The organism is Bordetella petrii (genome assembly GCF_000067205.1).
Classification (GTDB): Bacteria; Pseudomonadota; Gammaproteobacteria; order Burkholderiales; family Burkholderiaceae_B; genus Bordetella_A; species Bordetella_A petrii.
The window spans coordinates 4,041,227-4,056,747 of record NC_010170.1; the positions used below are offsets into that span (position 1 = coordinate 4,041,227).

17 protein-coding genes and 2 pseudogenes are annotated in these 15,521 nt (G+C 67.5%); 7 read left to right on the forward strand and 12 right to left on the reverse strand.

The genetic code is table 11. The features are described 5' to 3' along the window. The first annotated feature begins 93 nt into the window (after positions 1-93). The 3 genes from BPET_RS19445 to BPET_RS26405 are packed head-to-tail and all read left to right on the forward strand — an operon-like array spanning position 94 to position 2,625. Entirely contained in the window at positions 94-1,497 is a 1,404-nt protein-coding gene (locus tag BPET_RS19445) for a cytochrome ubiquinol oxidase subunit I (RefSeq protein WP_012250723.1), read from the forward strand. Continuing rightward, entirely contained in the window at positions 1,487-2,494 is a 1,008-nt protein-coding gene (gene cydB / locus BPET_RS19450) for a cytochrome d ubiquinol oxidase subunit II (RefSeq protein WP_012250724.1), read from the forward strand. Before BPET_RS19445 ends, cydB begins: the two co-directional genes overlap by 11 nt. Beyond that, on the forward strand, positions 2,494-2,625 hold the full coding sequence (locus BPET_RS26405) for a DUF2474 domain-containing protein (RefSeq protein ID WP_085970225.1): 132 nt from the start codon (positions 2,494-2,496) through the stop codon (positions 2,623-2,625). Before cydB ends, BPET_RS26405 begins: the two co-directional genes overlap by 1 nt. 40 nt (positions 2,626-2,665) lie before the next feature. Here the strand turns inward: BPET_RS26405 and BPET_RS19455 are convergent, their stop codons facing one another. Continuing rightward, complete coding sequence (locus tag BPET_RS19455; protein WP_041863085.1) at positions 2,666-3,025, reverse strand: hypothetical protein; 360 nt, start codon at positions 3,023-3,025, stop codon at positions 2,666-2,668. Between the two features lie 125 nt (positions 3,026-3,150). Between BPET_RS19455 and BPET_RS19460 the strand changes: the two genes are divergently transcribed. From BPET_RS19460 to BPET_RS19470, 3 genes are read left to right on the forward strand one after another with little or no spacing between them, the layout of a single operon-like run. Next, positions 3,151-3,888 carry a gluconate 2-dehydrogenase subunit 3 family protein gene (locus BPET_RS19460; protein WP_012250725.1) on the forward strand — a complete coding sequence of 246 codons (738 nt, stop codon included), beginning with the start codon at positions 3,151-3,153 and terminating at the stop codon, positions 3,886-3,888. Next, positions 3,881-5,653 (forward strand): GMC family oxidoreductase, encoded by a 1,773-nt coding sequence (locus BPET_RS19465; RefSeq protein WP_012250726.1) that lies wholly within the window; start codon positions 3,881-3,883, stop codon positions 5,651-5,653. Before BPET_RS19460 ends, BPET_RS19465 begins: the two co-directional genes overlap by 8 nt. Beyond that, positions 5,650-6,519 carry a c-type cytochrome gene (locus tag BPET_RS19470; protein WP_012250727.1) on the forward strand — a complete coding sequence of 290 codons (870 nt, stop codon included), beginning with the start codon at positions 5,650-5,652 and terminating at the stop codon, positions 6,517-6,519. Before BPET_RS19465 ends, BPET_RS19470 begins: the two co-directional genes overlap by 4 nt. 45 nt (positions 6,520-6,564) lie before the next feature. On the opposite strand, the gene BPET_RS19475 is transcribed toward BPET_RS19470, so the two are convergent. The 9 genes and pseudogenes from BPET_RS19475 to BPET_RS19510 all read right to left on the reverse strand — a co-directional run bounded on the left by BPET_RS19475 (position 6,565) and on the right by BPET_RS19510 (position 12,749). Beyond that, complete coding sequence (locus BPET_RS19475) at positions 6,565-7,095, reverse strand: GNAT family N-acetyltransferase (protein WP_012250728.1); 531 nt, start codon at positions 7,093-7,095, stop codon at positions 6,565-6,567. Between the two features lie 9 nt (positions 7,096-7,104). Then, positions 7,105-7,431 (reverse strand): annotated as a pseudogene (locus BPET_RS27375) (XRE family transcriptional regulator); the annotation flags it as partial. Beyond that, positions 7,424-9,445 (reverse strand): annotated as a pseudogene (locus BPET_RS19480) (TonB-dependent copper receptor); the annotation flags it as partial. The pseudogenes BPET_RS19480 and BPET_RS27375, both read right to left, overlap by 8 nt. Positions 9,446-9,598: 153 nt before the next feature. After that, positions 9,599-10,015, reverse strand: coding sequence for a DUF2946 family protein (locus BPET_RS19485; protein WP_012250730.1), 417 nt, complete (start codon positions 10,013-10,015; stop codon positions 9,599-9,601). Positions 10,016-10,110: 95 nt separating this feature from the next. Next, a complete protein-coding gene (locus BPET_RS19490) occupies positions 10,111-10,497 on the reverse strand; it encodes a DUF488 domain-containing protein (RefSeq protein WP_012250731.1) in 387 nt (128 codons plus the stop codon). A gap of 58 nt (positions 10,498-10,555) precedes the next feature. Then, a complete protein-coding gene (locus tag BPET_RS19495) occupies positions 10,556-11,215 on the reverse strand; it encodes a thiopurine S-methyltransferase (protein WP_012250732.1) in 660 nt (219 codons plus the stop codon). Between the two features lie 57 nt (positions 11,216-11,272). After that, positions 11,273-11,737 carry a hypothetical protein gene (locus tag BPET_RS19500; RefSeq protein ID WP_012250733.1) on the reverse strand — a complete coding sequence of 155 codons (465 nt, stop codon included), beginning with the start codon at positions 11,735-11,737 and terminating at the stop codon, positions 11,273-11,275. Continuing rightward, entirely contained in the window at positions 11,712-12,104 is a 393-nt protein-coding gene (locus BPET_RS19505) for a phage holin family protein (RefSeq protein ID WP_012250734.1), read from the reverse strand. The genes BPET_RS19500 and BPET_RS19505 overlap by 26 nt, the downstream gene beginning before the upstream one ends. A gap of 63 nt (positions 12,105-12,167) precedes the next feature. Beyond that, a complete protein-coding gene (locus BPET_RS19510; protein ID WP_012250735.1) occupies positions 12,168-12,749 on the reverse strand; it encodes a YceI family protein in 582 nt (193 codons plus the stop codon). Between the two features lie 197 nt (positions 12,750-12,946). Here BPET_RS19510 and BPET_RS19515 point away from each other — a divergent pair, with 197 nt between their 5' ends. Beyond that, complete coding sequence (locus tag BPET_RS19515) at positions 12,947-13,666, forward strand: aldolase (protein WP_012250736.1); 720 nt, start codon at positions 12,947-12,949, stop codon at positions 13,664-13,666. Here BPET_RS19515 and BPET_RS19520 read toward each other — a convergent pair. Both BPET_RS19520 and BPET_RS19525 read right to left on the reverse strand, forming a co-directional pair. Further along, positions 13,663-15,141 (reverse strand): amidase, encoded by a 1,479-nt coding sequence (locus tag BPET_RS19520; RefSeq protein WP_012250737.1) that lies wholly within the window; start codon positions 15,139-15,141, stop codon positions 13,663-13,665. The two genes, BPET_RS19515 and BPET_RS19520, sit on opposite strands and share 4 nt — an antisense overlap. A 98-nt stretch (positions 15,142-15,239) precedes the next feature. Next, entirely contained in the window at positions 15,240-15,473 is a 234-nt protein-coding gene (locus BPET_RS19525; protein ID WP_012250738.1) for a DUF3079 domain-containing protein, read from the reverse strand. Positions 15,474-15,521 lie beyond the last annotated feature (48 nt).

Here is a 15,521-nt window from a genome sequence, read left to right on the forward strand (position 1 = left end):
CCTCTATCCGTGGCGGGCATCGTCCACATGGCACGCGGCTTGCTGCCGGGTCGGCTGTATCACTCCTGAACGGCCGCAGGGCCACGGAGGCCCATGGACGCGCTGCTGCTGGCCCGGATCCAGTTCGGTTTCACGATATCGTTTCATATCCTGTTCCCGGCCCTTACCATCGGGCTGGCCAGCTATCTGGTCGTGCTCGAAGCATTGTGGTTGCGCACCGGCCGCGCCGGATACCTGACGCTGTATCAGTTCTGGCTGAAGCCGTTCGCGGTGGCCTTCGCCATGGGCGTAGTCTCGGGCATTGTGATGGCCTACCAGTTCGGCACCAACTGGGCAGGCTTCGCGCGCTTCGCCGGCGCCATCACCGGCCCCCTGCTCACCTATGAAGTCCTGACGGCCTTTTTCCTGGAAGCAGGCTTTCTCGGCGTGATGCTGTTCGGCCTGAAGCGCGTCGGACCAGGGCTGCACTTCCTGTCGACATGCGTGGTCGCGCTGGGAACCCTGATCTCCGCCACGTGGATACTTGCATCGAACAGCTGGATGCAGACCCCGCAGGGGCACGACATCGTCAACGGACGCGCCGTGCCTGTGGATTGGCTGGCCGTGATCTTCAACCCTTCATTTCCTTACCGGCTCAGCCACATGGTCGTCGCGGCTTACCTGGCCACGGCGCTCGTGGTCGGCGGCACCGCGGCCTGGCACCTGCTGCGCGAGCGCGACCATCCGCTGGTGCGGACGATGCTGTCGATGGCCATGTGGATGCTGCTGGCCTGCGCGCCGCTGCAAGCCGTGCTGGGCGACCTGCACGGGCTAAATACGCTGCAGCACCAGCCCGCCAAGCTGGCGGCGATGGAGGGCCATTGGAGGCCCACGCCGCCCGGCTCGGGCGTGCCGCTGATCTTGTTTGGCTGGCCCGACATGCAGGCCGAGACGACCCGCTACAAGGTAGAAATTCCGCGCCTGGGCAGCCTGATCCTGACGCACAGCTGGGACGGCCAGATTCCGGCGCTTTCATCCTTTCCGCCCGACGAAAGGCCCAACTCCACGATCATTTTCTGGACCTTCCGCGTCATGGTCGGGTTGGGACTGTTGATGATCGCCCTGGCGCTGTGGGGCAACTGGCTGCGGCGTGCGGGGCGCCTGTACGTGTCGCGGCCATTTCTGCGCTGCGCCCTCGCCATGTCGCCAGCCGGCCTGGCCGCCTTGCTGGCCGGCTGGTACACCACCGAGATCGGACGCCAACCCTGGATCGTGTATGGCCTGCAGCGCACCGCCGACGCCGTATCCCCGCATACGACCGGCGAAGTAGGCTTCACGCTGGCCTTGTTCGTGGCGGTATATCTGGCCGTGTTCGGCGCGGGCACCGCTTACGGGCTGCGGCTACTGGCCGCGGGCCCCCAAGAAGCCGGCGACGACCCCGGGCCCGGCGGCGCGGGCGAGGCCCGCCAGCCGATGCGACCGATCTCGGCCGCGCAGGAGACGCACCATGGGGATTGACCTACCGCTGATCTGGGCCGTGATCATTCTGTTCGGCGTCATGATGTACGTGGTCATGGACGGCTTCGACCTGGGCATCGGCCTGCTCTTTCCTTTCTTTCCCGAGAAGGCCGACCGCGACGTCATGATGAATACCGTGGCGCCGGTATGGGACGGCAACGAGACCTGGCTGGTGCTGGGCGGCGCGGGGCTGCTGGCCGCCTTTCCGCTGGCCTACTCGGTCGTGCTCAGCGCCCTGTACCTGCCGCTGGTGCTGATGCTTATCGGCCTGGTCTTTCGCGGCGTCGCCTTCGAGTTCCGCTTCAAGGCGCGCCCGGGCCGACTGCGGCTATGGGACAAAGCCTTCGCGGGCGGCTCGCTGGCGGCCACTTTTTTCCAGGGCGTCACGCTCGGCGCCTTCCTGAACGGCCTACCCGTCATGAACGACCTCTACGTCGGCACATCCACGGCCTGGCTGGCTTCCTTCCCGCTATTCACCGGCCTGGGGCTCGCCGTGGCCTATGCACTGCTGGGGGCCACCTGGCTGGTCATGAAAACCGAAGGCCCGCTGCAGCGGCGGTTGCGGGCCCTTGCGCGGCGCCTGACCTGGGCGCTGCTGGCCGTGATCGCCGTCATCAGCATCTGGACGCCAATGCAACATCCCGCCATTGCCGAGCGCTGGTTCAGCCTGCCCAATCTGTTCTGGTTCGCGCCCGTGCCGCTGCTCGTGGTGGCCACGACCTGGCGCCTGCTGGCAGCGCTGCGTGGCAACGGCCACGCCGCTCCTTTCCTGCTGACGCTGGCGTTGGTTTTCCTTGGCTACAGCGGATTGGGCATCAGCCTGTGGCCGTATGTGATCCCGCCTTCGATCACCATCTGGCAGGCCGCCGGCCCCCCGCAAAGCCTGGGATTCACTCTGGTGGGTGCGTTGCTCATCGTGCCGCTGATCCTGGTTTACACGGGGTGGTCGTACTGGGTATTCCGCGGCAAGGTGCGCCACGGCGAGGGGTATCACTGATGAAGCGTCCCGCGCGCCTTTGGATCCGGCGCCTGGCCTGGCTGGCGTTCCTGTGGGGTAGCGGCGTGGCCGTGGTATTCGCGCTCGCGCAGCTCATCAAGACTGTCATGCGCAACAGCGGGCTCGGCTGAGCGTCGTCGCCTGCGCGGCCGCTTTTGGCGTGGCGGGTCGCTACTCGCGCAGATCAGGTGTGCCGCCCGACCCTGCCGACGCGCCCGCCCCCTGCATGCCTCCATGGCCGGTGGAGCCGGTGGTGCTGCCGGGCTGCGTCCTGGAATCGCGAGCGTCCGTACCGGCGGCTCCGCCCTCCTTGCCTTGCTCTGTCTTGGCTGGCTGGCGCCGCGAAGGGACCTGCTTGTGGCCGGATTCGTGCATTCTTTGCTGCTCCGGCCGCAATGGAGGCTGATCCTGGCCCGCGGGCGGCGCCTGCCGCGGCACGGCCTGGTCGTGAGCTTGCCCCCACGCGGCGCCCCCCGCCAGCGCGCTGCATACCACGCCGCAGCGCAGCAATGAACTAAGTACTTGGTCCATGTTCCGCTCCCAAAGCAGATCGAGTCACGCTTCAGGGGCAAGCGGCGTGCCAGGCAGACAAATTGCTGATAGACGGCGCCTTTGTATGCGGACATTCAAGCGTATCCCTTCACCGGAGACATCACATGGAAGAAAAGCCCATCCAGAGCCGGCGCAATGTGCTCAAGGCGCTGGCCGTGGGAATGCCGGGCGCAGCCTGGGCTGCCCACGCGCGCGACGCGCCGCCCGACGTCCGCCGCGAGGCCGCGGCGAGCACCGACCGCACCTTGCGCTTCTTCAATCCGCAGGAAGCCCGGGCCATGGATGCCATCGCCGCGCGGCTGATCCCGACAGACGATCTAGGCCCGGGAGCCAAGGAAGCAGGGGTCACGTATTTCCTGGATGGCCAGCTCGCCGGCGCATGGGGCGCGGGCCACCAGTTCTACCGGCAGGGTCCTTTCCAGCAAGGCACTCCGGAACAAGGCTACCAATTGTCGTTCACACCGTCCGAGATGTTCCGGCGTGGCCTGGCGGCGCTGGACCAGGCCACTCTCAGGGAAAACGGCAAGCCGTTCGCCGAGCTGGACGCGCAACACCAGGACGCCTGGCTGCGCGCCATGCAGGAAGGCGAGCCCGACTTCTCGCCGCTGCCTTCGGCCGTCTTCTTCCAGGCGCTGCTCGAGGCCACTATCGAGGGGTATTTTTCGGACCCGATGTACGGCGGCAATCGCGATATGGTGGGCTGGAAGCTGGTCGGCTTTCCTGGCGCCTACGCCAGTTTCTCGAACGACATCGAGCGGCATGGCGTGGCGTGGGCGGGCGAACCCGTCTCCATCGCCATGGCCCAGCCTCATCACACGCGGCAGGAGGATCGCCATGGCTGAGAAACTCGCGCCCGTGGATGTCGCGATCATCGGCGGCGGCTGGACCGGCTCGATTATCGGCAAAGAACTGGCAGCGGCCGGCCAGCGGGTGGTCGTACTGGAGCGCGGCGAGCCGCGCTGGCCGTCGCCCGATTTCCAGGGGCCAAACGTGCACGACGAACTGAAGTACACCCGGCGCCATGCCTTGCACCAGGATGCGGCCACCGAGACCTACACTTTTCGCAACAACAGCAGGCAGACCGCGCTGCCGATGCGGCGCTGGCAGTTCGCCTATCCCGGCACCCACCTGGGAGGCGCGGGCAATCATTGGTCCGGCGCCTACTACCGGTTCGACCCGACCGACTTCAACATGCGCAGCCACTACGCCGAACGGTACGGCGCGGGCATCTTCGACGACGAGCTGACTTGCCAGGACTGGCCCGTCACCTACGACGAACTCGAACCCTGCTACGACCGTTTCGATTACCTGATCGGGGCGTCAGGCCAGGCTGGCAACCTGAAGGGCCAGAAACAGGAAGGCGGCAATCCGTTCGAGCCTTGGCGGTCGCGCCCCTATCCCAATCCTCCCATGAAAGTGCCTTATGCGGCGGCACTGTTCGGCGAGGCCGCGCGCGGCCTGGGCTATCACCCCTATGTGCAGCCATCGGCGCTGGCCACGCGGCCGTACGTCAATACCGAAGGCCTGCACATGAGCGCCTGTGTCTATTGCGGCTTTTGTTCGAACTTCGGCTGCGAGCACTTCGCCAAGGCATCGCCACAGGTGTGCATCTTGCCGGTGGCGCTGAAAATGGAGAATTTCGAAATCCGCACGGGCGCACACGTGCTGCGCGTGGAGCTCAGCCCCGACAAGCAACGTGCCACTGGCGTCACCTATGTGGACGCCGCCGGCAATGAACAGTTCCAGCCGGCCAGCACTGTGGTGCTGTGCGCCTTCAGCATCAACAATGTACGCCTGCTGCTGCTGTCGGGCATCGGCAAGCCCTACGACCCCGACACCAACACTGGCGTGGTGGGCCGCAATTACACGCACCAGACCACCTCCGGAGTCAACCTGTTCTTCGACGAATCGGTGAACATCAACCCGTTCATGGGCGCGGGCGCGGTGGCGGTTACCATGGATGACTTCAGCGCCGACAATTTCGATCACGGCCCGCACGGGTTCGTCGGTGGCGGCTATATCCAGATCCAGGTAGTGAGCGGCGCCCCCATCGGCTACCATCCCACGCCCAAGGGAACGCCGTCGTGGGGGCCGGAATGGAAGCGCGCAGTCAAGCGCTATTACAACCATTCGGCCTCGATCACCATTACGGGGGCCGCCCAGCCGACGCGCGGCGGCTACCTGAGCCTGGATCCCACCTACAGAGACGCATGGGGGCAGCCGCTGCTCCGCATTACTTACGACTTGCCCGACAACGACATCCGCATGTCGGCCTTTTTGACCGCCAGGGGCGACGAAATCGGCAAGGCCATGAAAGGCGTGCAGTCCACCGAGCCCGGACCCCGCAAGCGGCCGTTCACCGCCACAGCCTACCAATCCACGCACCTGACCGGCGGCGCAGCCATGGGCGACGATCCGGCCACCAGCGTGGTCAACCGCTATGGACAGGTGTGGGACGTGCCCAACGTGTTCGTGACGGGCGCGGCGCTGTTTCCACAGAACTCCTGTTTCAATCCCACAGCGACAGTGGGCGCCACCGCCTACTGGATTGTCGACAAGATCAAGGCAAACTACCTGCGTTCGCCGGGGCCGCTGGTGTCGACATGAGCACATCGAATCATGGAGTCGGCGTGGTCATGGGACTGATGGTCGCCGCGCCGCTGGTCACGCTACTGGCAACGGCCTACCAGATGTGGGGCACCGGCGGCGGCTTGATCCGCCCCACCGCCGTGGCCGTGCCTGCCGAGCACGCTCCGGTACCCGCCCCGGCTGGGGCGGCCAACGCCGGCGCCGGCACGGCCGCTGCGCCGGCGGCTCCCTCGCCGCGGCGAGTACCCGGGCGCAGCGCCCAGGATTTCACGGCCTATCGCCCGGGCTGGGAAGCGGCGCTGAAGACTGCCGACGCGCAACAAGGCCGGCAACTGGCCCAGGCCGGCAAACCCGAATCGGGCGTGCAGGCATGCACGGCTTGTCACGGCGCCCGGGGCGTGGCGCAGCCGGACGGCATGTTCCCCACGCTGGCGGGGCAACCGGCCGAATATCTCGCCAAGCAGCTAATGGACTACCGTGACGGCGCCCGCACGCAGGCCCTGATGAATACTATCGCCCAGGGCCTCGACTCAAGGGAGATCGGGCACCTGGCGAGGTACTACGCCAGCTTGCCGCCACCGGCGTTGGCCACATTGCCCGACGAGCCACGAGCAGCGCGGCAGTTGGACGTGAGGGGCGATAACGCGCGAGCCCTTCCTGCGTGCGCCAATTGTCACGGCCTGGGCGGGCGCGGTGAAGGCGTCCTGCTGCCGCGCCTGGCTGGGCAGGCTCCCCAGTACTTCATCGCGCAAATGGATGCATTCCGAAGCGGCCAGCGCCGCAACGACGATGCCGGCGTCATGCAGGCCTTTGCCCAGCGCCTGACTCAGCAAGAGATCGAAGCGCTGGCTCGCTACTATGCGGGCAGCCTGGACGCGCGCTAACCAGTGTACGCGGCGCGGCGCGGGCGGCGCCGCGGCACCGTGCCGCTACAGCAGCTTGTACATGATGGTGGTCGAATCGACGCGCTGCCCGGCGACGTCCAGGCAGAATTCCGGGATGACGCCCGCGCGCTGGTAGCCCAAGGCGGCGTACAGCGGCTCGGCCTGGTCGCCGGTGCGCGTGTCCAGCGTCAACAGGCGGCGGCGCAAGGCCCGGGCGCGCTGCTCCAGCTCCAGCATCAAGGCGCGCCCGATGCCGCCGCGCCGGTGCAACGGATGCACCAGCAGCTTGCGCACCTCGGCGCGATGAGGCTGATTGGGCGGCGTGTCGCAATCGAGCTGCACCGTGCCAACGATGCGGCCGTCCCGCCGCGCCACCAGCACCGTGCGTGTGCCCTCGCGCATGGCGGGCAGCACCTTGGCCGACCAGAATGCCTCGGCCTGTGCCGGCGGATGCGGCAGGATGAAGCCCAGGCTGGCGCCATCATGCACGCAGGCATGCAGCAGCGCGCCCAGTTCGGGCAGGCAAGCGTCGGCCTCGGCGGGCGGCAGCGCATCGAGCGAAAAGGAAGCTGGCACAGTGTTCTCTCAGACAATGAACAACAGGTAGCGCGCGCCATGGCGGGCCGGCGTAACGAACGCGTTGGGGCCGGTAAGCTGGTAGCGCAGGCAATCGCCGGGCCGCAATTCCAGCGGCTGTCCGTCCAGGATGACCTGCAGCTGGCCTTCCAGCAGCAGCAGGTGGTGCTCCAGCCCGGGCCGGGGCGGTTTGTCGTAGTCGATGCGCGCGCCGGGCGCCAGGCGGCATTCCAGCACCTCGCCCGCCAGCCGCTGCGCCGGCGGCGACACCGAGCGGCGCTCGAAGCCCACGCTGGCGTCCACCCACACGGGCTGGTCGGCGCGGGCCACCAGCGGCGTTAAAGCGCGTATTGGCGGAAAACCCGAAACCGGCGTCGCCCGCCAGGTTCAGGTGCTCGCTGTATGCCTTGTCGAACAGGTTGTCCACCCCCACCGCCAGCTTGACCTGCTGGTTGACGGCATAGCCCGCGTTCAGCGAAAAAACGCCGAACCCCGCGCTGGGGCCGAAGTCCTTGCCCACCACGTTGCCGCTGCCGGCGGCATAGCGATGCTGGGCCGCCACCAGCCGCCATAGCGCGCCCGCAGACCAGGTGCCATCGTCGTAGGTGGCGCTAAGCCTGGCTTCCAGCGGCGGCATCTGCGGCAACGGACGGCCGTCGCTGCGGTTCTGGCCCCATGCATAGGCCAGCGTCGCGCCTACCTTCCAGGCCGGCGTGGCGCGGTATGACACGCCCAGCTCGCCGCCCGCGATGCGGGCATCGATGTTGCGCGCCTGCGTACGCTCGCCCATCATGCCGCCGGGCAAGTAGTCGAACAGAATGTAGTCCTGCACATAGCCGGCATAGCCCGAGATCCAGGCGTCGACCTTGTCGGTGCGGTACTGCGCGCCGATATCCAGCTGCGTGGTCTTTTCCGGCTCGATGCCTGCAAAGGCGTTGACCGAGCCGTCCGGCCCGCTGCCGGGCGAAAACAGCTCCCAGTAGTCGGGAAAGCGTTGCACGTGCCCGATGCCCGCGTACCAGGTGGCGGGCAGGCTCTGCAGATCGTGTTCGTAGCGCAGAAACCCGCTGGGCAGCGTGTCGGTGCGGCGCTTGCCGGCCGTGGGGTTGGGCATGGGCGTCATGCCGCGCGCCGACTGGCGGAAGTCCTTGGCCGAGGCCCGGTCAAGCCGTGCGCCGCCAATCACGCGGGTGGCTTCGGCCACGCGCCAGGTCAGTTCGCCGAACACGCCCGTGTTGGCGAATTCGGCGTCCTTGGTCCAGGGCTGGTCGCGATACGGGCTCATTTGCGTGCCGCTGCGCGCGCGATGCCGGCTGCGCTGGAAGTCCACACCGCCTTGCAGGCTCAGCGATTCAGCCAACTCGAAGGTGCCGGCCACGCGGCCTCCCCAGGTGGCGCGGTCGACGTCGGAAGCCATGCCCATGGGCATGGCGCTCGTCGGGTCAGGGTCGCGCAGCGTGAAGTTGTCCATCACATGATCGGCATAGTTGTAGTACAGCTGCGCCTCGACCTGGCGCAACACGGGCCCGAGGTTGTCGCGTTCGAAGCGCAGCCCGAAGCTCTCGCGCTTGAACTGCACGCCATCCATGCCCCGGCCGGCATAGCGCGACTCGCCATCGCCGGTGCCGGCGCTCAGCTCGAACAAGGTGTCGGCGTCGGGCGTGAAACCCACGGCCACATCCGCATTCCACTTGTCCCAGCGTGAGGGCACGGTATCGCCATTGCCATCTTGGTAGTCCTGCGAGTGCGAATGGTTGGCGGTGATCCGCGCGTAGCTGCGCGCGTTGCCGGCGGTCAGGTCGGCGGCCTGGTCGTTGCGTCCCCAGGAACCGCCAAGCAGGCTGCCGTCGAAACGCACGCCGGGCTCGTCAAAGCGTGGCGTGTCGCGGTCGAATTTCACCGTGCCGGCCGACGCGCCGGGGCCCCACAACACGGTTTGCGGCCCCTTGATGACCGTAAGCTCGTCGAAATTCTCGGGCGAGATGTACGACGTGGGCGCGTCCATGCGGGCCGGGCAGGCGCCGGGCATGGAAGAGCCGTTGGCCAGGATGTTCAAGCGCGAGCCGAACATGCCGCGCAGCACCGGGTCGCCATTGCTGCCGCCATTGCGTATGGCCGAAAAGCCGGGGATCGTTTTCAGATAGTCGGTGCCGTCGCTGGCGGGCACCGGCTGGCGCGGGATCTTCGGATCGGTCGTGAAAATCAGCGGCGCCTCGGGCGCCACGCCCGTAATGACGATGGGCGTCATTTCCTGGGTAGCTGCCTGAATGGATTCGGCCCAAACGGGCGCAACAGCCGCCACGGCGGCGCACAGGCCCAGGGCCTGCGGCAAGAGATCGGTTCTTTCCATGGATAAATGTCTGCAAGGCACGCGCGGCCATGCCGCCGGCCGGACGAGGCAGCGGCGCGGGCCCACGCGCGCGGGTCTGATGCGGGCCACGGTCGCGCGGCAGCCCCGGCGGCATGCGCGGCGCGGGGTTGGGCGAACCGTGAACGAAGAAGATCAGGCAGACAAGAACGGCGGCGCGCGCGGCCCCAACGGAGGGCCTGCGGGCGGCAACGGCGGCAGCGCGCGCTGCAACACCGCCATGGGGCGGGACACGGCCGGCGTGGCCGGCAACACCGCCGCCCCGGCCACGGGAGGAAGATCGAACGCCTGGTGCGCCACCATCCAGAAGGGGCATTCCTGGGCGGCATCGGGCGCGTGTTCATCGCGCGGCGTCTCGACCAGGGCCTGCAGGACAGAGGACGAACCGCCAGCGGCAGAGCAGAAACTGATTTCGAGCCGGCCCTGGCGCAAGGCCGCGGCATCGGGCATGTACCCTGCCGGCACCAGCGCGCGGAACAGCGTGACCAGTGCCAGCACGCACAACAAGGTGCGTGCGCGCATACCGTAGGCCAGGCCGCGACTGGAAGACATGGTCGAATTCTAGTGCACGGACAACGGCCGTCAGCCCGGGGGCCGCATCGAAGCAGCGCCCGGGCTGACGCGCGTCAAGTCTTGCGCCTGACCACTTACGCCAGCTTGGCGCCGCGCTCTCGCAGCAGCTCGCGTAGCACGCTGCGGTGGCAGCGGCGTTCGTCTTCGCAGTAGCAGCCTACAGAAAAATCGGCGGTGGCCGACAAGGCCGCCAGCAAGTCCAGCACCTTGCCCGCTTCACCGCCATGCAGTTCGGAACGGATCTTGCGAGCTACCTTGTTCCATTCGGCGTCGGTCTCGGCCGCCAGCGCCTGAGTCACCAGCTCGGGGCTGGGCGACAGGATGGGCAGCCAGACATCGTAGAAGTCGCGGCGGGCGAAATCGGCCTTGGGCACGCCGCGCGGCGGACGCCGCACCGTGCCGATGCGCAGGCCTTCGCCGGCCACGCGCGGCGATCCCAATCGTACGATCCTGATGCTCATGGTTTGCCTCGTGGAAAATAATGCCGAATAACGGCCACGCCGGCCCTTGCCCGCCAGATCAGCCCTGCCGTTGCAGACGGTACACCAGCGTGTCCAGCTGCGTCAGGCCGCGCTCGGCGAACTTGGGTTCCTTGGACAGGATATCGCGGCGGTCGATCAGCACAGCCTCGGAATGGCCCGCATAAATGGCCTGCACTTCGTCGTCGCGCACCGAAAAAGGCGGCCCGTCCATCTGGCTTTGATCGTAGTCCAGCGTGATCAGCAAGCCCCGGTACGCGGCGGACAACTGGCCATACACGTGCCGGGCATAGCGCGGGCGCATGGCCGCCGGCAGCGCGACCAGCGCGGCGCGGTCGAATGCGCCCACGCAATCGCCCAGGACATCGGCGCCCAGGTCGAAGATGTCGCCGCAATAAATGCTGATGTCGCCGGCAGAGTAGTACGTGCCCGGCCCGGCTTCGCGCACCGTGGCCTGCAGGCCGTTCTCGGCGAAGAATTGCTCGACGGCGAGTGACGACAGTTCTACCCCCAGCACCTGGTGTCCCTGCTGCGCCAGCCACACCATGTCGAGCGTCTTGCCGCACAGCGGCACCAGCACCCGGCAACCGGGCGGCAATTGCAGCGTGGGCCAGTACTTGGCCAGCAGCGGCGTGACGCGCTGCTGGTGAAAATGGGTACGCCCGTCGCGCCAGCGCTCGAGCCAGAACTCCGCATCCATGCCATTGCCTCTACAGTTGGGTCTACCGGATCGATCCGTATTGTAGAGGCGCTGGGGCTAGGGCCGGCGGGCGGGCGCGGACAAGCCCTGGACGCCATCGGCGGCCCGCAGGGCGCGCAGACGCTGCACGTGTTCGTCGAGCTGATGACGCAATGCCTCGATTTCTTGCGCGTCGGCCGAGCGCGCGGCCGCCGCGCGCAGATCGGCCACCTGTTGCGCCAGGCTGGCGATTTCGGCGTCGGGCAGCGGGGCGCTGACGCGCCGCACCTTGCGCCGCTGCAGCATCGAGGCCAGGCGGTCGCGCACGGCCACCACCGCCATGGCCCGCATCGGCTGTTTCAGGAAGCGCGGCCAGCCCAGCGCGGCGCCGGCTGCCAGCGCGGTGGCCGAACCCCACCCCTTGGACCGTGACGATCCGGGGGGCGCGGCCAGGCGGCCGAACGCGTCGGCCAGCTCGCGCCGGTCGCGCTCCATCTTGGCCAGCAGGGCCAGCTTGTCAGCCTGGGTGGTGGTCTTGGACATAGTGGCTCCGGGCGGCGGCAGTATCCAGGCGCACCTGGCGGCTCAATTCGGCAAACGGGGAAGCCCTGGGCGCATTCCGGTTGGCGACGGCCAGCGCAATTAACGAGATCAGCAGCCAGGCGCCCGCCACCAGCCAGGCCACCAGCTTGCGGTACTCGGTGTCCCAGAAGTTCACCACGATGGCCACGGATATGAAAGCCAGAGTGCCCAGCGCGCAAAACAGCAGGGCCACGCAGCCCAGCACCGTGGTCACCAGGGCCGACCGGTACAAGGACAGCTCGATACCGGCGAGTTCGAGGTAGTCGCCGCCCCGCTCGGCCGCGAATTCCGCAATGTGCCGCAGCCGCCGCAGTCGTTCCGAAATCATGGCGCCTCCTTGGTCTGAGTGCGCGACGCAGCAAGCCCCATGCCCGCGTGTGGGCAGGCGGCATCAGGGCCGGCGCAGCGCCTCGACCTGGATTTCGAGCTCGACCTCTGGCTTGAAGCCCATGTCCAGCGCGAAATCGAGCCCGTAGTCGCCGCGATTGAACGAGGCGGAAACGTCAGCGCCGCACGCTTCGCGCTTTTCCATCGGATGCTGGATGCACTTGAAGTCGTCGATATCCAGCTTGAGAGCGCGCGTGACGCCGCGCAGGGTGAAATCGCCCGCGGCTTCGGTGGGACGGTCGCCGTCGAACGCCGTGAAGCGGCCCTTGAAGGTGGCGGTGGGATAACGCGCCGCGTCGAAGATGTCGGGCGCCACGGCGTGGCGGTTCATTTCGTCGTGCCCGAAGTCGATGGAAGCGATCTGCACGGTGATGTCGATGGTGCCGCTGCGCGCGGCGCGATCCAGCACGATCACGCCCGAGGTCTGGTTGAACTTGCCGCGCCAGGTCGACAGGCCGCCCATGTGGTCGGCCTCGAAGCTGGGATAGGTGTGGGACGGGTCGATGTCGTAAGTGACGGGGGCGGCGGCGGCGGGCACCGACAGGACCGCGGCGGCGGCAAACAGCAACGGGGAAATCAGTTTCATGAGACCTCCAGTAAACGGACGCGCATGCCAAAATGCCTGCACGCCAAATGCATGGACCGGCGAACCGAATTCAGTTTTTCGTAAGAATACGCCCGCGAGCCAGTTGAGGTTGCCGATGGATATCAAGCGCACTTACTTCCGGGGCCGCGTCATGGAACTTGCTAGACTCTCGCCACCCGTACCTAGCCTGATTTCCCATGAACAAACTTTTTCAGTCCCCCGCCGTGGCCGCCTTGCGCGGCGACCTGTCGCTGGCCCTGCGCGCGGCCGCCCATCATGGCCTGGGCGAAGGCGTGTGCAACCATTTCAGCGTAGCCTTGCCCGGCCAGGACGGCCTGTTCCTGCTGAATCCGCGCGGCCTGATCTGGGATGAAGTGCAGGCCGACGATATCGTGCTGGTCGATGCCCAGGGGCGCAAGCTGGCCGGCCGCCATGAGGTCGAACCCACGGCGATGTTCATCCATGCCGCCATCCACCGTATCGCCGGCAAGCACTGCGTACTGCACACTCACATGCCTTATGCCACGGCGCTGACGCTGACCGACGCGCGCGCGCCGGACACCACGCTGTCGCAGAACGCCATGCGGTTCCATGGCCGGCTGGCCATCGACGCGCAATACAACGGCCTGGCGCTGGACAGCGCCGAAGGCGAACGCATCGCCCGCGCCATGGGCACGGCCGACATCGCGTTCCTGGGCAACCATGGCGTGGTGGTCTGCGGCGAACGCATCGACTACGCCTACGACGACCTGTTCTTCCTGGAACGCGCCTGCCAGGCGCAGGTGCTGGCGCAGGCCAGCGGCCGGCCGCTGATGCCCACCGGCGCGGCCATGGCCGCGAAAGTAGCCGCCCAGATGCAGTCCGAACGGCTGCAGGCCACGTTGTTCTTCGAGGCGCTGCGCCGCAGGCTGGGCTAGGGCTGCCCGCCCGGCTGCAGCAACGGGCTGGCCCGTTTGCCGTAGCCGCTGGCGCGGTCGTAGGCCAGGCCGATCTGCAGCACGTCGAGATCGCCCTGCGCCGGCCCGATGATCTGGATGCCCGCCGGCAGGCCGCCGGCGCCGAATCCGGCCGGCGCCGCCAACGCCGGCAAGCCGGCCATGGTGGCCGGCACCACGGCTTCCATCCAGCGGTGATACGTATCCATGTCGCGGCCGCCCACGCGGGCAGGCCAATGCTGCTCGACCTCGAACGGAAACACCTGCGCCGCCGGCAGCACCAGGAAATCGAACTGCTCGAACAACTGCCGCAAGGCGGCATACCAAGCCGAACGCGCAACCGCGGCCTGATAGATGTCTTGCCCCGACAGGCGCAGCCCGCGCTCTATTTCCCAGACAGCCTCGGGCTTGAGCAGGCCGCGCGTGCGCGGGTCATGATACAGCCCGGCATTGGTGCCGGCGAACGTAAAGCTGCGCAGGTCCAGCCACGCCTGCCACAGCCGCGGCAGGTCGAATGCGGGGGTGGCGGCCTCGACCCGGCAGCCGATGGCCTCGAAGTGCTTCAGCGCGGCGGCGCACACGTCCAGCACACCCGGTTCGGTGGCCAGATGCCCGCCCAGGTCGCCCAGCCAGCCAATGCGCAGGCCGGCGCAGTCGCGCTCCAACGCGGTGACGAACGCGCTCGGGTCGTCGTGCCGGCGCGTCAGAGGCACGCGCGCGTCGAACCCCGCCTGCACCGCCAGCAGCAGCGCCAGGTCGGGCACGTTGCGGGCCATCGGGCCGCTGACGCTGAACTGCTGGAAGAACACCTCGTCGGTGGGGCCGTGCGGCACGCAACCCGGCGTGGTGCGCAGCCCATATACGTTGTTGAAGGCCGCCGGCGTGCGCAGCGAGCCCATCATGTCGGACCCGTCGGCCACCGGCAGCATGCGCAACGCCACTGCGGCGCCCGCGCCGCCGCTGCTGCCGCCCGCCGAGCGGGCCGGGTCGAAGGCGTTGCGCGTAATGCCGTAGACCGGGTTGTAGGTGTGGCCGCCCAGCCCGAATTCGGGGCTGTTGGTGCGCCCGATGAACAGCGCTCCGCTTGCCCGCATGCGTTCATACACGATAGCGTCGGTTTGGGTCACCTGCCCCGCGTAAATGGGCGAACCCTTGGTGGTAACCATGCCGCGCACCGGCGCGATGTCTTTAGGGGCCTGCGGGAACCCATGCAGCGGCCCCAGCCAGGCGCCGCGCGCCAACTGCGCGTCCAGCTCGCCGGCCTGCGCGCGCAGGAGGTCGCGATCCTGCTCTGCCACGATCGCGTTGACCACGGGATTGAGCCGGTCGATCTGCGCCAGATAGGCTTGCAAGACTTCTACGCACGACACTTGGCGCGCCCGGATTGCGGCCGACAGCGCGACGGCATCCAGGCCGGTGATGTCCGACGGCTGGCTGAAGGCAACGGAAACAGTCATGGCAGGCCTACGCGTAGTTCGGAAGGCCTCCAGTATATAGAGCCGGCCCTGGGCGAACCGCGGCGTGCCGGCGGCTTCAGGCGCGCCGCTGGCCGGCGCTAGCCGGCGGGTTTGCTAGCGAGTGTGCCGGTGGGTTTGCCCGCGTCGGCCTCGGCGGTTTCTTCCAGCCCCCAGTCGCCCACGGTGTACCAGTCGTCGCCCAGCAGTTCGGCGGGGTGCAGCGTGCGGCTGGACCCATTGCCGCACATCAGCGATTCGGACGGGCAGTATTTGTCACAACCCCAACAGACACGTTCAGGATGCTTGGGGTGCAGGGGAAACTTCTTAGCCATGACGCGGCCCGCCAATTGTGACAACAGATATCAACTTACTGCTGCGGG

What these genes read in the sequence shown, in the direction of transcription:
- BPET_RS19445 (WP_012250723.1), top strand. Translation starts at nt 94, where the DNA reads ATGGACGCGCTGCTGCTGGCCCGGATCCAGTTCGGTTTCACGATATCG.
- cydB (WP_012250724.1), top strand. Translation starts at nt 1,487, where the DNA reads ATGGGGATTGACCTACCGCTGATCTGGGCCGTGATCATTCTGTTCGGC.
- BPET_RS26405 (WP_085970225.1), top strand. Translation starts at nt 2,494, where the DNA reads ATGAAGCGTCCCGCGCGCCTTTGGATCCGGCGCCTGGCCTGGCTGGCG.
- BPET_RS19455 (WP_041863085.1), bottom strand. Translation starts at nt 3,025, where the DNA reads ATGGACCAAGTACTTAGTTCATTGCTGCGCTGCGGCGTGGTATGCAGC.
- BPET_RS19460 (WP_012250725.1), top strand. Translation starts at nt 3,151, where the DNA reads ATGGAAGAAAAGCCCATCCAGAGCCGGCGCAATGTGCTCAAGGCGCTG.
- BPET_RS19465 (WP_012250726.1), top strand. Translation starts at nt 3,881, where the DNA reads ATGGCTGAGAAACTCGCGCCCGTGGATGTCGCGATCATCGGCGGCGGC.
- BPET_RS19470 (WP_012250727.1), top strand. Translation starts at nt 5,650, where the DNA reads ATGAGCACATCGAATCATGGAGTCGGCGTGGTCATGGGACTGATGGTC.
- BPET_RS19485 (WP_012250730.1), bottom strand. Translation starts at nt 10,015, where the DNA reads ATGTCTTCCAGTCGCGGCCTGGCCTACGGTATGCGCGCACGCACCTTG.
- BPET_RS19490 (WP_012250731.1), bottom strand. Translation starts at nt 10,497, where the DNA reads ATGAGCATCAGGATCGTACGATTGGGATCGCCGCGCGTGGCCGGCGAA.
- BPET_RS19495 (WP_012250732.1), bottom strand. Translation starts at nt 11,215, where the DNA reads ATGGATGCGGAGTTCTGGCTCGAGCGCTGGCGCGACGGGCGTACCCAT.
- BPET_RS19500 (WP_012250733.1), bottom strand. Translation starts at nt 11,737, where the DNA reads ATGTCCAAGACCACCACCCAGGCTGACAAGCTGGCCCTGCTGGCCAAG.
- BPET_RS19505 (WP_012250734.1), bottom strand. Translation starts at nt 12,104, where the DNA reads ATGATTTCGGAACGACTGCGGCGGCTGCGGCACATTGCGGAATTCGCG.
- BPET_RS19510 (WP_012250735.1), bottom strand. Translation starts at nt 12,749, where the DNA reads ATGAAACTGATTTCCCCGTTGCTGTTTGCCGCCGCCGCGGTCCTGTCG.
- BPET_RS19515 (WP_012250736.1), top strand. Translation starts at nt 12,947, where the DNA reads ATGAACAAACTTTTTCAGTCCCCCGCCGTGGCCGCCTTGCGCGGCGAC.
- BPET_RS19520 (WP_012250737.1), bottom strand. Translation starts at nt 15,141, where the DNA reads ATGACTGTTTCCGTTGCCTTCAGCCAGCCGTCGGACATCACCGGCCTG.
- BPET_RS19525 (WP_012250738.1), bottom strand. Translation starts at nt 15,473, where the DNA reads ATGGCTAAGAAGTTTCCCCTGCACCCCAAGCATCCTGAACGTGTCTGT.